This is a genomic window from Loktanella sp. DJP18, from assembly GCF_049310965.1.
Classification (GTDB): domain Bacteria; phylum Pseudomonadota; class Alphaproteobacteria; order Rhodobacterales; family Rhodobacteraceae; genus Loktanella.
The window spans coordinates 29,785-42,404 of record NZ_JBMERN010000001.1 but is presented as its reverse complement, the minus strand read 5'-3'; the positions used below and the strand labels follow the sequence as shown (position 1 = coordinate 42,404).

12 protein-coding genes are annotated in these 12,620 nt (G+C 67.5%); 8 read left to right on the top strand and 4 right to left on the bottom strand.

The window, feature by feature from the left end; genetic code table 11:
* Positions 1 to 31 precede the first annotated feature (31 nt).
* Positions 32 to 826: an FAS1-like dehydratase domain-containing protein gene (locus ACOI1H_RS00190; RefSeq protein ID WP_422434691.1), complete on the top strand. Its 795-nt coding sequence runs from the start codon at positions 32 to 34 to the stop codon at positions 824 to 826.
* A 77-nt stretch (positions 827 to 903) separates the two neighbouring features.
* On the opposite strand, the gene ACOI1H_RS00185 is transcribed toward ACOI1H_RS00190, so the two are convergent.
* Positions 904 to 1,941 (bottom strand): NAD(P)/FAD-dependent oxidoreductase, encoded by a 1,038-nt coding sequence (locus tag ACOI1H_RS00185; protein WP_422434690.1) that lies wholly within the window; start codon positions 1,939 to 1,941, stop codon positions 904 to 906.
* A gap of 49 nt (positions 1,942 to 1,990) precedes the next feature.
* Between ACOI1H_RS00185 and mnmD the strand changes: the two genes are divergently transcribed.
* From mnmD to ACOI1H_RS00170, 3 genes are all read left to right on the top strand, one after another.
* On the top strand, positions 1,991 to 2,671 hold the full coding sequence (gene mnmD / locus ACOI1H_RS00180; RefSeq protein WP_422434689.1) for a tRNA (5-methylaminomethyl-2-thiouridine)(34)-methyltransferase MnmD: 681 nt from the start codon (positions 1,991 to 1,993) through the stop codon (positions 2,669 to 2,671).
* Positions 2,671 to 3,549: a DMT family transporter gene (locus ACOI1H_RS00175; protein ID WP_422434688.1), complete on the top strand. Its 879-nt coding sequence runs from the start codon at positions 2,671 to 2,673 to the stop codon at positions 3,547 to 3,549. The genes mnmD and ACOI1H_RS00175 overlap by 1 nt, the downstream gene beginning before the upstream one ends.
* 98 nt (positions 3,550 to 3,647) lie before the next feature.
* Complete coding sequence (locus ACOI1H_RS00170) at positions 3,648 to 4,745, top strand: sensor histidine kinase (protein WP_422434687.1); 1,098 nt, start codon at positions 3,648 to 3,650, stop codon at positions 4,743 to 4,745.
* A gap of 28 nt (positions 4,746 to 4,773) precedes the next feature.
* Here ACOI1H_RS00170 and ACOI1H_RS00165 read toward each other — a convergent pair whose 3' ends face one another.
* Complete coding sequence (locus ACOI1H_RS00165; RefSeq protein WP_422434686.1) at positions 4,774 to 7,146, bottom strand: transglycosylase SLT domain-containing protein; 2,373 nt, start codon at positions 7,144 to 7,146, stop codon at positions 4,774 to 4,776.
* Between the two features lie 156 nt (positions 7,147 to 7,302).
* Between ACOI1H_RS00165 and dapA the strand changes: the two genes are divergently transcribed.
* Entirely contained in the window at positions 7,303 to 8,175 is an 873-nt protein-coding gene (gene dapA / locus ACOI1H_RS00160; RefSeq protein ID WP_422434685.1) for a 4-hydroxy-tetrahydrodipicolinate synthase, read from the top strand.
* A 53-nt stretch (positions 8,176 to 8,228) separates the two neighbouring features.
* On the opposite strand, the gene ACOI1H_RS00155 is transcribed toward dapA, so the two are convergent.
* Both ACOI1H_RS00155 and ACOI1H_RS00150 read right to left on the bottom strand, forming a co-directional pair.
* Positions 8,229 to 9,407, bottom strand: a complete 1,179-nt coding sequence (locus ACOI1H_RS00155) for a winged helix-turn-helix domain-containing protein (protein WP_422434684.1) — start codon at positions 9,405 to 9,407, stop codon at positions 8,229 to 8,231.
* The gene (locus tag ACOI1H_RS00150) at positions 9,404 to 9,832 is read right to left on the bottom strand and encodes an ion channel (RefSeq protein ID WP_422434683.1); all 429 of its coding nucleotides are present in this window, start codon (positions 9,830 to 9,832) and stop codon (positions 9,404 to 9,406) included. The genes ACOI1H_RS00155 and ACOI1H_RS00150 overlap by 4 nt, the downstream gene beginning before the upstream one ends.
* Before the next feature lie 96 nt (positions 9,833 to 9,928).
* Between ACOI1H_RS00150 and smpB the strand changes: the two genes are divergently transcribed.
* The 3 genes from smpB (at position 9,929) to ACOI1H_RS00135 (ending at position 12,535) form a co-directional block, all read left to right on the top strand.
* Complete coding sequence (gene smpB / locus ACOI1H_RS00145; protein ID WP_422434768.1) at positions 9,929 to 10,402, top strand: SsrA-binding protein SmpB; 474 nt, start codon at positions 9,929 to 9,931, stop codon at positions 10,400 to 10,402.
* A gap of 67 nt (positions 10,403 to 10,469) precedes the next feature.
* On the top strand, positions 10,470 to 11,336 hold the full coding sequence (gene sseA / locus ACOI1H_RS00140) for a 3-mercaptopyruvate sulfurtransferase (RefSeq protein ID WP_422434682.1): 867 nt from the start codon (positions 10,470 to 10,472) through the stop codon (positions 11,334 to 11,336).
* Between the two features lie 14 nt (positions 11,337 to 11,350).
* Entirely contained in the window at positions 11,351 to 12,535 is a 1,185-nt protein-coding gene (locus ACOI1H_RS00135; protein ID WP_422434681.1) for an aromatic amino acid transaminase, read from the top strand.
* The last annotated feature ends 85 nt before the right edge of the window (positions 12,536 to 12,620 follow it).

Below are 12,620 nucleotides of genomic sequence, written 5' to 3'. Positions count from 1 at the left end.
GCGTCCTTGCGTTTGCGGTCACACTGGGCAGATGACCACAGCCGACGACCGCACGCAAACCCGGGTCGACCCGATGGACCCCGCCCGCGCCCAGGCGCTGCTGGCGACCCTTGGCGATCCGCGTCGCATGGAGAGCGGCGACCCGCTGCCGCCCTTTGCGCATCACATCTATTTCTGGGACGCACAGCCGCCGGACCGTCTGGGCCGCGACGGGCATCCGGCGACGGGGGGCGGTTTCATTCCCGACCTCGGTCTGCCGCGCCGGATGTGGGCGGCGGGCAAACTGGTGTTCCATGCGCCGCTGCTGGCCGGGGTCCGCGCCGAACGCGTCAGCCGGATTGAGGGGATCACCCGCAAGGACGGGCGCAGCGGTCCGCTGGCCTTCGTGCGGGTCCGCCACGACATCCGGCAACGGCAGGCGCTGGTGCTGACCGAATGGCAGGACCTTGTGTATCGCCCCGACGGCACCGACCGCCCGGCACCCCCGGCAGCCCCCACGGACGAGCGTGTTTCCGAACCGCTGGTCCCGGACACGACGCTGCTGTTCCGTTATTCGGCGCTGACCTTCAACGGCCACCGCATCCACTATGACGAGGCCTATGCCCGCGCGGTCGAAGGCTATGACGGGCTGGTCGTGCACGGGCCGCTGCTGGCGCATCTGCTGATGGGCCTTGCGGAACGGCAGCTGGGCACGCTGCGCAGCTTCAGCTACCGGGCGACTGCCCCCTTGATGCATCACGAAATTGCAGCACTGTGCTGGCGCGACGGTGTCGTCTGGGTCCGTGCGGCAGACGGGCGACAGTGCATGATCGGCGAGGCGGGCTGAAGGGTCTGCGTCGCAGTGTCGGGGGCCAGCCCCCGGCGCGCAGGGCGCTGTCCCCCGGGATTTCCGACCAGAAGAAGCTAAAGGGAGGCTTCGGGCCGGAAATCGTCCGGGATGGTATCGCGGTCTTCCAGGATGAGATCGGCAAGGGTCCGGGCCATGTGCGGGGCCATCCCGAAGCCGATCTTGAAGCCGCCGTTGGCGACGTAGGCACCGGGGCGGAACGGATGCGCGCCCAGCATCGGTGCGCGGCTGCGGCTGCGCGGGCGCAGCCCGGCCCAGCGGGCGATGACGGCAGCGTCCCGCAGGACGGGGACTGCCGCGCGGGCACGTGCGATCAGCGCATCAAGCTGGCCGTCCGTCGTCGTGGCCTCGGCAAAGTCGCGCTCTGTCGTGGAGCCTAGGGCGGTCGTGCCGTCATGGTGCGGGACCACATGCAGGCCGTCGATGAAAAGCTGCGGCAGCCCGCGGGCATCATGGGCCATCAGGGCTGCCTGCCCCTTCACCCCCGCCCCGACAAGCCGGGTATGGGTTGCCGTCATCTCGGCCAGTCCGGCGGCCCCCGTTGCCCAGACGACGCGGCCTTGCGGCGTGCCCTCGGCCAGGATGACCCCGCCCTGCGCCACGACGGCCGCCGCCAGTGCAAGGGTGGCCTGGCGCGGGTGGATCAGGGCCGATAGCGTGTCGTGGATCAGCAAGCCGGTGGTGCTTTGCGGTTCCCACGCTGCACCTGTCGCGGGGATCACCGACCAGTCGGCCCTGCCCTGCCATAGGGTCGCGGCCCCTGCCGCGCGGGACCGGGCCAGCGCGACGGCGGCGTCATCGGCCAGCGGTTGCAGGCGGCCCGTGCGCCCGTAGCCGGTGGGCTGACCAGAAGCCGTTTCGACCTCGTCCCAGAAGGCCTGTGACATCAGCAGGCTGTCGCGCTGAAACGCCTTCTTGGCGTTCCACTGGTCCGGCACATGCGGGGCCAAGGCACCGACCAGACCGCCAGAGGCACCGGACGCGACACCTTGCGGGTCGATGACCTGCACCCGCGCGCCCCGTTGCAGGCAGGTCCAGGCGACCGAGAGGCCGATCACACCGGCCCCCATCACCGTCACATCCGCCGTTGCCATTGCCCGCCCCGCGTTCCACAAGTCGGATCACCCCTTAAGGCAGAAAGCGATGACCGGCCAGACCACCCCTTTGCCAGATCACCCGCTTGACTGGCGCGAGACGGACCACGGGGCCGTGCCGGTGTCCCTGCGCTTCGACGATCCGTTCTATTCGCTGCAGGGCGGGCTGGCCGAAACCCGGCACGTCTTTCTGGCAGGCAATGGCCTGCCGGACCGGCTTCGCGACGGGTTTCACGTGGCAGAGCTGGGTTTCGGCACGGGGCTGAACTTTCTGACCACCTTGCAGGCCTTTCGCGACGCGGGTGTCGCCGGGCGGCTCCGGTTCACCAGTTTCGAGGCCTATCCGCTGGGACCGGCTGCGCTGTCCCGTGCGCTGGCCCCCTTTGCCAGCGATCTGCCGACCGCGTTGCTGACCCAAGTGGGCGATCTGACCGGCCCTGATTTCGACCTGGCGATCGTGGCAGGGGACGCGGGACAGACGTTGCCAAGGTGGGACGGCGTGGCGGATGCCTGGTTCCTCGACGGCTTTTCCCCCGCCAGGAACCCCGGTCTGTGGACGCCGCAGATCATCGCGTCCGTTGGCGCGCATACCGCGGCGGACGGCACGGCGGCGACCTATTCGGCGGCGGGGCATGTGCGCCAGTCGCTGGCCGAGGCGGGCTTTGCCGTGTCCCGCGTGCCTGGCTTTGGTGCCAAGCGTCACATGACCATCGCCCGAAAGGCCGCCTGATGCAAACCTCGAACACGCGGCTTGGCATCGGGCTGATGATCGCGACTACCATCGTCTTTGCGGTGCAGGACGGGCTGTCGCGGCATCTGGCGGGCGAATACAACGTGCTGATGATCGTGATGATCCGCTACTGGTTCTTTGCCGCCTTCGTCATCGCCATCGCACAGGCCAGGGCCGGGTCGATCCGCCGCGCCGCCGCCACCACGCAGCCCGTCGTGCAGGCGTTCCGCGGTCTGCTGCTGGCTGGCGAAATCTGTATCATGGTGGCGGGTTTCGTGGCGCTGGGGCTGGTGGAAAGCCACGCGATCTTTGCCTGTTATCCCTTGCTGGTCGCCGCCTTGTCCGGCCCGGTGCTGGACGAGGGCGTCGGCTGGCGGCGCTGGGTCGCGATCGGGATTGGTTTCGTCGGCGTGCTGGTGATCCTGCAACCGGGTCTGACGGTCTTTGCGCCCGCCGCCGTGCTGCCGCTGGCGGCGGCCTGCATGTTCGCGCTTTATGGCCTGCTGACGCGCCACGTCGCGCGCGCGGATACGACGGCCACCAGTTTCTTCTGGACCGGTGTCAGCGGAGCGGTCGCCATGACCTGCATCGGCGTCTGGTTCTGGGAACCCATGACGCTGGCGGACTGGGGCTGGATGGCGACGCTGTGCGTGACGGGCGTCACTGGCCACTGGTTGCTGATCCGCTGCTACGAAGTGGCCGAGGCGAGCGCCGTGCAACCCTTCGCCTATCTTCAGCTTGTCTTTGCCAGCCTGATCGGGCTGCTGGTCTTCGGCGAGGTCCTGCAGACCCATGTGGCCGTCGGGGCTGCGATCGTCGTGGCGGCGGGCGTATTCACCCTGCTGCGCAGCCGCCGGAAAGAGGCGGTGCGGGCCTGAAATTGCCCGTGACAGGGTCGAGAGATCATCCGCAGAAAACGCCGATCCGTTTAAACCAGTTTATTGAACGCGTCTGCTGGCCCTGCTTATCTGGGACCATGAACAAACAAAACATGCTGGAAATGCCCGAAGATTTGCAACACTCACTTCCGCGGGTCAAAGCCGGTGCTGCCAACCGGTCGGTCCGGTCAATCCCCTTCGTGGCGGACCCGGATGACCTGCTGCCCCTGGGTGTCCGGGTGGCCGGGTTGGGGCTGGGCAGCGTGGATTACCGCACCGATACGATCACGCTGGACGACCGCGCGGCCGAACTCTTCGACCTGCCCGCGCATGTCGCCCTGCCCCGGCAGAACCTTCACGCGCAGATCCACCCCGAAGACAGGCCCGATGTCGAGGCGCGGATGCAACAGATGCTGGACACCGACGCGCCGGATTTCATCGACCTGGTCCACCGGATCAGGACCAGCGACGGTACGCCGCGTTGGGTCAGCGCCCGCAAGCAGGTCGCCTTTGATGCAGGGCCGGGCGTGGCGAACCGCAGGCCGGTGCGCGGTCTGGTGGCGATCATGGACATGACGCCGCACAAGCTGGCCGAACGCCGCGTGCAGGATCTGATGAAGGAAATGAACCATCGGCAGAAGAACCTGCTGACCGTGGTGCAAAGTATCGCCCGCATGACCGCGCGGATGGGATCGCCTGACGACTTCCTCGATCGGTTCGACAGGCGTCTGCGGGCCTTGTCGGACAACCATGATCTGCTGATGTCGCGGGATGGCGAAGGCGTGGTGCTTGGCGCGCTGGTGCGGCAGCAACTGCGACCCTTCACCGGGGAACGCAACGGGGCGGTCCAGTTCGCGGGGCCGGACTTGGAGCTCAGCTTTGACGCCATTCAGCCGATTGGTCTGGCACTGCATGAGTTGGCGACGAACGCGGCCAAATATGGGGCGCTGTCGGTGCCGCAGGGGCGGCTCGGGATCGCATGGGACGTCACGGACGACGTGTTCACCCTGTCCTGGACCGAAAGTGGCGGACCCGCTGTCGTGCCGCCGCAACGCCGCGGCTTTGGCAGCACCGTCCTGCAAAGCATGACCCGCAGCGCGCTGGAGGCCGAGGTGACGCTGGACTACAATCCGGACGGCCTGCACTGGTCGATCCGATGCGCCACCACGATGATCCGCAGTCAAGGCGCGGTCTGACCGCCGTCGCTGCCTGCGCGTTTAGCGTCTAGCGACGGGGACGCAGGACGGGGCGCAGGGTCAGATCGGGGCCCGCCCCAGCGTCGATTGCCTGCGATGCCGACACTTCGACTTGCGGCGCGGCCATCTCGGCCGGGGCAGTCTCTGCTGGGGCCATCGCTGCGGTAACCGCTGACGCGCCGCTCGTCGTTGCCGTGTCGCCGCGCGTCGGGCGCGCCACGGGACGCGGTGCCGGGACGTTGGCTGTCGTGAGTGTGGACATGAAAAGGCCGCTGGCCGGTTCGGAACCGTCCGCCGTGGTCGTGGCCGCGGTCGAGGCATCAGTGACAGGCCGCGCGACGGGGCGAGGCAGGTCGGTCGTCGCCCCCGGGTCTTGCGTGCTGCCTGCGCCGGTGACAGGTGCCGGCACCTCGAGCGTGCCATCGGCCCGTGCGACCGGGCGGACCACCGATCCGGCCCCCGTCAACAGATCGAGAAAACGGACAGGGCCGGTCTCGCCAGTCAGGCGGGCCTCGTAGATCGGGATCGATTCCGTGACGCGCTGGACATAGTTGCGTGTTTCGCGGAACGGGATCATCTCGATCCAGTCGATGACATCGACCTCACCCGCGCGGGGGTCGCCGCGTGCAGCCATCCAGTCGCGCGGCCGCCCCGGACCCGCGTTGTAGCCGGCGGCGATCTGTACCGGGCTGTCGCCGAAGCGTTCGGTCAGATCGGCCAGATAGCGACTGCCCAGCGTCGCGTTGTAGGCCCAATCCGCCGTCAGCCGGTTCTTCTCGTAAGGCAGATCGAGGCTGCGCGCGACGTCGCCGGCGGTGCCGGGCATCAGCTGCATCAGGCCCAGCGCGCCGACAGGACTGCCGACGGTTTCGTTGAATTCGGATTCGCGCCGCGCGATCGACATGGCCAGCGCCGCCGGCACCGGCAGGTCCATCTGCGCCAGGTCGTGCATCGGAAAATAGATCGACGGCACGATCAGGCCCCGCGCGGCTGCGGACTTGCCCAGCAGGACCTCGAAATAGGTTTCGCCCTGCGCCTCGAGAGCGGCCCCCAATCGCGACAGGTCGTCAGCGTCCAGCCGCTTGCCCAGTTCGGCAAAGAAAAACACTGCCTTGCCGCGTTCGCCGGCGGCCAATAGGGCCATGCCCGCGCGCACCAGATCGTCCTGCATCACGTCAGCCGTCTGCCAGTCGCGCGGATCGCTGCGGCCCGTCAGGAAAGGGTCAAGCGGCACGCCCAGCTTTTCCGCCGCGAGCAGACCGTAGAAGCTGGTCTGATGTTCGGCTCCGCGGGCATAAGCAGCACGGGCGTCGTCGGTGCGGCCCAGCGCCTCAAGCGCGCGGCCCTGCCAGTACCCGGTCCGCCCCAGCGAGATCGGGCTGTCGACCTCGGCTGCGGCATTGTCGAAATGCACCAGCGCGCGGGCCGGATCGTTCAGGAACCGCAGTTGCAGATAGCCTGCCAACCATTCGAGGTCCGCGTAGGACGCCGCGTTGTCGGCGGCGGTCAGGTAATGATTGGCGGCCAGATCATAGGCCGCCTGATAGTTTCCGTCCCGCATCTGCCAGCGCGACAGGATGCGCCGCCAGCTGGCCCAGCGCCATGGCACGCCCAGCGCCGCGGCGCTGGTCGATTGCGCCGAGAGGATGGCGATGGCATCGGTTTGCCGCCCCTTGTCTGCCAGCCAGTTGAACCGGTCGTAAAGCAGCCCCGGCGTGTCGCGCAGCGCCGCCGGCACGGCCGCGACGGCCGCATCCGGGTTGCCCGCATTGCGGATGTAGGCGATCCGCGCCTTCACCAACGCCGCCTCGTCCGCCGACAGCAGCGGCAGCATCCGTTCCGCCTCTGGCGTTTGCCAACGCCACAGCAGGGCATCGGCGCGGGCGGCGTGCAGGTCGGCAAGGTCAGGGCCAAACCCGTTCGCCAAGGCGGCCTGCTCGCCGTCCGTCAGGGGCAGGTCGATCCAGGCGCGGCGCACGGCATCGCGTGCACGCGCCGGCTCTCCGTTGGCGATGAACGCCTGCGCCAGCCGCACAGCCCCTTGGCCGGTCAGCGGTGCGGTCTTGCCGAACCAGTCGATGACCGCCTGCGGATCGAAACCGGCAGGGATCACGCCTTCGCCCGCGCGGCGCAGGGTATCCTGACCGGGCCAGTCGCCATGTGTCGCTTCGAATGCGATGTAATCGTCGAACACCGCATCGCCGAACCGCAACCGTTGCCAAGTCACCAGAGTGCGGATCGCGTCATCCTCTGGACCGACCCTCAGGTAGGCGTTCAGAAAGTCCCGCTTCATCGCGGCCTCCACGGCGACCACGTCATTGCCGCTGACCTGCCCTGTGACAGGCAGTGGCAGGACGAAAAGGCAAGCGGCGACGAGGCGGCGCATGGTGGGAAAGAGCATCGACAGGTCCAGGGTCCGGGAAATGGCCAGTCCACCCTATCCGCCAGCCTATGCGTTGCAACGCACAATCTTGGCATTTGGTGCAAACGTCACTAGGGTCCGCGACGTAACGCCGACCCCGCCGGGGCGGCCCGCAAACCACAAGGTCCCACGTCCATGTTCAAAGGCTCCTACGTCGCCCTCGTCACGCCCTTTTCCAACGGAGAGGTCGATCTGGACGGGCTGAAACGGCTGGTGGACTGGCACGTGGAACAGGGCACGCATGGGTTGGTGCCCGTCGGCACGACAGGCGAAAGCCCGACGCTAAGCCATTCGGAACACGATCTGGTGGTGAAGACGGTGGTCGACCACGCGGCCGGGCGCGTGCCGGTGATCGCCGGTGCCGGGTCGAACAACACGGTCGAGACCGTGCGACTGGTAAACGCCGCCAAGGCCGCCGGTGCCGATGCCGCGTTGGTCGTGACACCCTATTACAACAAGCCGACGCAAGCCGGGCTGGCGGCGCATTTCACCGCTGCCGCCGACTGCGGCTTGCCGATCGTGATCTACAACATTCCGGGCCGGTCCGTCGTCGACATGTCCGTCGCAACAATGGCTGCATTGGCGAAGCATCCGATGATCGTGGGCGTAAAGGACGCGACCGGCGATCTGTCGCGCGTGCCAAAGCAACGCCATGCCTGCGGTCCCGACTTCGTCCAGATGTCGGGCGAGGATGCGACGGCGCTGGGGTTCAACGCCCACGGCGGCGTCGGCTGCATCTCGGTCACGGCGAACGTGGCACCGGCGCTCTGCGCACAGATGCAGGCGGCAACGCTGTCCGGCGACTTTGCCACGGCGCTGGAGATCACGGATCGCCTGATGCCCCTGCACGAGGCGATCTTCCTCGAACCGGGGCTTGTCGGCGCGAAATACGGCATGTCCCTGCTGGGTCTTGGCAACGAAGAGGTGCGCCTGCCGCTGGTCGGCCTGACCGATGGCGTCAAGGAGCGCATTCGCGCCGGGTTGGTGCACGCGGGCCTGCTGAACTGACCTTGGTGGGACGGGGGGGTGGGGCACCTTTGCGGGCTGGCCCGCAAACAGCGTCATCCCCCGTTCCGCAACCAATCCGCGGCAAAGACGACTTCGGCACATCCGCCGAACCGCGCCGCACGCGTCAGTTCCGCCTGCAACCGCGACAGCCGCCCTGCCCCCATCCTGACGCCCGGCTCGGGCCAGAAGGCGCGGACGGCCAGCACCTCGCCTTGCCGCGCCATGTCGATGCGCCCGATGGCGCGATCCCCTTCCCAGACCGGAAAAACGTAGTAGCCATAGGTGCGCTGCGGTGCCGGCACGAAGATCTCGATCCGGTAGCGGAAGCCGAACAGCCATTCGGCGCGGGACCGGTCGCGCAGCGCCGGGTCGAAGGGCGACAGGATGCGGACCCGCCCTTCCAGGGTCGGCACATGATCCGGCACCTCCGGACGGGCAACGCAGCGCCGCAGCTTGCCGTCGTGGCCCACGACGTCCAGCGGGATCGCGTGATCCTCTGCCAGTGCGGCCTGCGCCCAGTCCCGCGCCTCGGGCTTCGTCACCACGGCCCAGAAGGCCGCGATTTCGGACGGGGTGGCAAAGCCCAGCCGGTCCAGCGCCGCGTGGCACAGGGCATCGACGGTTGTTGCCGGATCGAAGGCCGCGCCGCGCACGTCCTGCGGGATCACCCGTTCGGTCAGGTCATAGACCTTGCGGAACCCTTCGCGGCGCACGACGGACACCTGCCCGCTGCGCCACAGGTATTCCAGCGCCGTCTTGCTGGGGTGCCAGTCCCACCAGCCGCCCTTGCCCCGCGCCTCGTCCACACCGACATCGCCAGAGGTGCAAGCCCCGTGATCCGCGATCTGCCGCAGCACCGTGTCCACCTGTGCGCCGAACCCCTCGGGGCGGTCGATTTCCCACCGGCTTTCAAGCCGCGCCGCATCCCGGGCGAACCGCAGCCGCCAGTGCGGCCACAGTGCCATCGGCAGGACCGCTGCGTCGTGGGTCCAGTGCTCGAATACCGCGCGATCCCGCGCCAGCAGCCGGTGCAGCGCCTGTGGCCGATAGCGTCCGTGCCGCGACCACAGGATTAGGTCATGCGCACGGGCAAAGGTGTTGACGCTGTCCACCTGCACGAAGCCGAGGTCTGCTATCGCATCCATCGGTGTGTCCGCCGACCCGACCCCCAATCCGTGACGATCCAGAAAGACCGCCCGTGCGGTGGCATTCGACAACGTGGCGACGGTCATGGCGCGACCTGGCCCGCCCGGATGCTGCGCAGGCTGTCCAGCATCAGCGCCGTCGTCAGCCCGATGTTCAGCAACCCGTTCGTCGCCGCCATCCCCGCCAGCAACCGCCATTCCAAAGGCAGCAGCACGTCACCGAACCCCAGCGTGGTAAAGGCGACAAGCGCGAAATAGACCGCCTCTTCGATCGTCCCGAAGATGTCGAGCCCCCGCAGCGCCAGGGCCCAGATCCACACGCCCAGCGTCATCTGCGCCAGCACCCAGACCGCCGTCAGGCTGAGCACCAGCACCAGTTTGGGTGGATGCGGCCGCCGCGCCAGCCAGGGATGCAGGCGGCGCAGCACCACCTCCATCCCCCAATAGCTGACGCCGGCGATCAGGATGGAGGTCAGCACGAGCACGGTGCCAAGGGCGATCTGGATCAGCATCGGGTCTCCGGCCAATGGGTCGCAGTGACCATACCATCCCGGCCCGGCACGGCCAGCCGTCTTGTGCAGACGCAGCGCCTCGCCTACATCGGGCACATGGCCAAGAAACCGGACAACAAGAACTACAAGGTCGTCGCAGAAAACCGGCGCGCCCGCTATGACTTCGAGATCCAGGAGGATCTGGAGGTCGGGATCATGCTGCGCGGTTCGGAGGTCAAGTCCCTGCGCACTGGCCAGTCGAACATCGCGGACAGCTACGCCTCGGTCGACAATGGAGAGTTGTGGCTGACCAACGCCTATATCGCGCCCTACGAGCAGGCCATGTTCGGGCACGAGGCGCGGGCCAAGCGCAAACTGCTGGTGAAATCGCGTGAAATGGCGCGGCTGTGGAACGCAACCAAGCGCGAGGGCATGACCCTTGTCCCGCTGGTCATGTATTTCAACGACCGCGGGCTGGTAAAGCTGAAGATCGCGGTCGCCAAGGGCAAGAAGAACCACGACAAGCGGGCGTCGGACGCGAAACGCGACTGGGCCCGGCAGAAGCAGCGCATCCTCAAGACGCACGACTAGGGCGGCACAACTTGCGCGGGGCCGGACGCTGCGCTACGCAGTCTGCGACCCAGAACAGAGGTGCGCCATGGCCGACTTGTCCGACGATCCGCAAACGCTGGTCAGCACCGACTGGCTGGCCGCGCACCTCAACGACCCTGATCTGCGCCTGCTGGATGCGTCGTGGCACATGCCCGATGCGGGCCGCGACGCAAAGGCGGATTACGCCGCCGCCCACATCCCCGGTGCCCGCTTCTTTGACATCGACGAGATCAGCGACGCCCGGTCCGAGCTGCCGCACATGGCCCCCGCCACGGAAAAATTCATGTCGCGGATGCGGGCGATGGGCGTGGGCGACGGCCATCAGGTCGTGGTCTATGACAGCACCGGCCTGTTTTCCGCCGCGCGCGTCTGGTGGCTGTTCCGCCTGATGGGCAAGCGTGACGTTGCCGTGCTGGACGGTGGCCTGCCAAAATGGCTGGCCGAAGGCCGCCCGACCGATGACATGGCCCCCGTCATCCGCGACCGCCACATGACGACCAGCCGGCAGAACCAGATGGTGCGCGACGTCACACAGGTCGCCCGCGCAGCGAAACTGGGCGACCACACCATCCTTGACGCGCGCGGGCCGGGCCGGTTTTCCGGCACCGAGAAAGAGCCCCGCGCGGGTCTGCGCAGCGGTCACATCCCCGGCGCGCGCAATGTCCACTACGCGACCCTGCTGAACGCCGACGGCACGATGAAATCGGTGCCCGCCCTGCAAAAGGTGCTCGCGGATGCCGGTGCCGACCTGACCAAGCCAGTCATCACCACCTGCGGGTCCGGCGTCACGGCGGCGATCATCAACCTCGCGCTGGAACGGATCGGCAAGACCGACCATGCGCTCTATGACGGATCATGGTCCGAATGGGGCATGTACCCGGACCTTCCCCTCGCAACCGGCCCCGCGGCCTGAAGAAAGCTCCCAAGATGTTCGAGACGCTGAAGCCGCAACCGGCCGACAAGATCCTGTCCCTGATGCAGACCTACAAGGCGGACCCTCGCACGGACAAGATCGACCTGGGCGTCGGCGTCTACAAGGACGCCTCGGGCAATACCCCCGTCATGCGCGCGGTGAAGGAGGCGGAACGTCGCCTTGTCGCCGATCAGACGACCAAGGCCTATGTCGGCCTTGCCGGCGATCCCGCCTTTGCCGACGCGATGATCGACCTGCTTCTGGCTGACACCCTGCCGCGCGACCGCATCGCCGCCATCGCGACCCCGGGCGGTACGGGTGCCATCCGTCAGGCGCTGGAAATGGTGAAGCTTGCCGCCCCCGCTGCCACCGTCTGGATCAGCAACCCCAGCTGGCCGAACCATGCCTCGATCGTCAATTACCTGAAGATGCCGAAGCGCGAATACCGCTACTTCGACGAGGCCACGCGCGGCGTCGATTTCGACGGCCTGATTGCGGACCTTGGCACCGCGGCGGCCGGCGACGTGGTGCTGTTGCATGGCTGCTGCCACAACCCGACCGGAGCCAACCCGACGCTGGACCAGTGGGACCGGATCATCGCCACGTTGCAGGATCGCGGTGCCGTGCCGCTGGTGGACGTGGCCTATCAGGGTTTCGGCGACGGTCTGGAAGAGGACGCACAGGCCACCCGCCGCATCGCCGCGGCCTTTCCCAACCTGATGATCGCCGCCAGCTGTTCCAAGAACTTCGGCATCTACCGCGAACGCACCGGCATCCTGATGGGGATCGCCGCGGACGCTGCAGAGGCGACGCTGACGCAGGCGAACCTGAACTTTCTGAACCGGCAGAACTACTCCTTCCCGCCCGATCACGGTGCCCGCGTCGTGACCACGATCCTGACCGACCCCACCCTGCGCGCGGATTGGGAAGCGGAGCTGGAACAGACCCGTAGTTCCATGCTGACCCTGCGCCGTCAGCTTGCGGACGAGCTGCGACAGCGCACCAACGATGACCGTTTTGACTTCATTGCGGATCATCGCGGCATGTTCAGCCGCCTCGGCACGACCGAGGACAAGGTCGGAGCCCTGCGCGCCGATCACGGCATCTACATGGTCAGCGACAGCCGGATGAACATTGCCGGCCTCAATGCCACGACCGTCCCGATCCTCGCCCAGGCCATCGCCGACGCCGACATCTGACCCCGCGCGGCGCGGCGGTCAGCCTCGGCTGACGATTCAAGCAACGGGCAATCGACTCCAGTTGATACAGGTCAATTTTATCGTT

What these genes read in the sequence shown, in the direction of transcription:
- ACOI1H_RS00155 (WP_422434684.1), bottom strand. Translation starts at nt 9,407, where the DNA reads ATGACCGTCGCCACGTTGTCGAATGCCACCGCACGGGCGGTCTTTCTG.
- ACOI1H_RS00190 (WP_422434691.1), top strand. Translation starts at nt 32, where the DNA reads ATGACCACAGCCGACGACCGCACGCAAACCCGGGTCGACCCGATGGAC.
- ACOI1H_RS00150 (WP_422434683.1), bottom strand. Translation starts at nt 9,832, where the DNA reads ATGCTGATCCAGATCGCCCTTGGCACCGTGCTCGTGCTGACCTCCATC.
- ACOI1H_RS00170 (WP_422434687.1), top strand. Translation starts at nt 3,648, where the DNA reads ATGAACAAACAAAACATGCTGGAAATGCCCGAAGATTTGCAACACTCA.
- ACOI1H_RS00185 (WP_422434690.1), bottom strand. Translation starts at nt 1,941, where the DNA reads ATGGCAACGGCGGATGTGACGGTGATGGGGGCCGGTGTGATCGGCCTC.
- dapA (WP_422434685.1), top strand. Translation starts at nt 7,303, where the DNA reads ATGTTCAAAGGCTCCTACGTCGCCCTCGTCACGCCCTTTTCCAACGGA.
- ACOI1H_RS00175 (WP_422434688.1), top strand. Translation starts at nt 2,671, where the DNA reads ATGCAAACCTCGAACACGCGGCTTGGCATCGGGCTGATGATCGCGACT.
- ACOI1H_RS00135 (WP_422434681.1), top strand. Translation starts at nt 11,351, where the DNA reads ATGTTCGAGACGCTGAAGCCGCAACCGGCCGACAAGATCCTGTCCCTG.
- ACOI1H_RS00165 (WP_422434686.1), bottom strand. Translation starts at nt 7,146, where the DNA reads ATGCTCTTTCCCACCATGCGCCGCCTCGTCGCCGCTTGCCTTTTCGTC.
- sseA (WP_422434682.1), top strand. Translation starts at nt 10,470, where the DNA reads ATGGCCGACTTGTCCGACGATCCGCAAACGCTGGTCAGCACCGACTGG.
- smpB (WP_422434768.1), top strand. Translation starts at nt 9,929, where the DNA reads ATGGCCAAGAAACCGGACAACAAGAACTACAAGGTCGTCGCAGAAAAC.
- mnmD (WP_422434689.1), top strand. Translation starts at nt 1,991, where the DNA reads ATGACCGGCCAGACCACCCCTTTGCCAGATCACCCGCTTGACTGGCGC.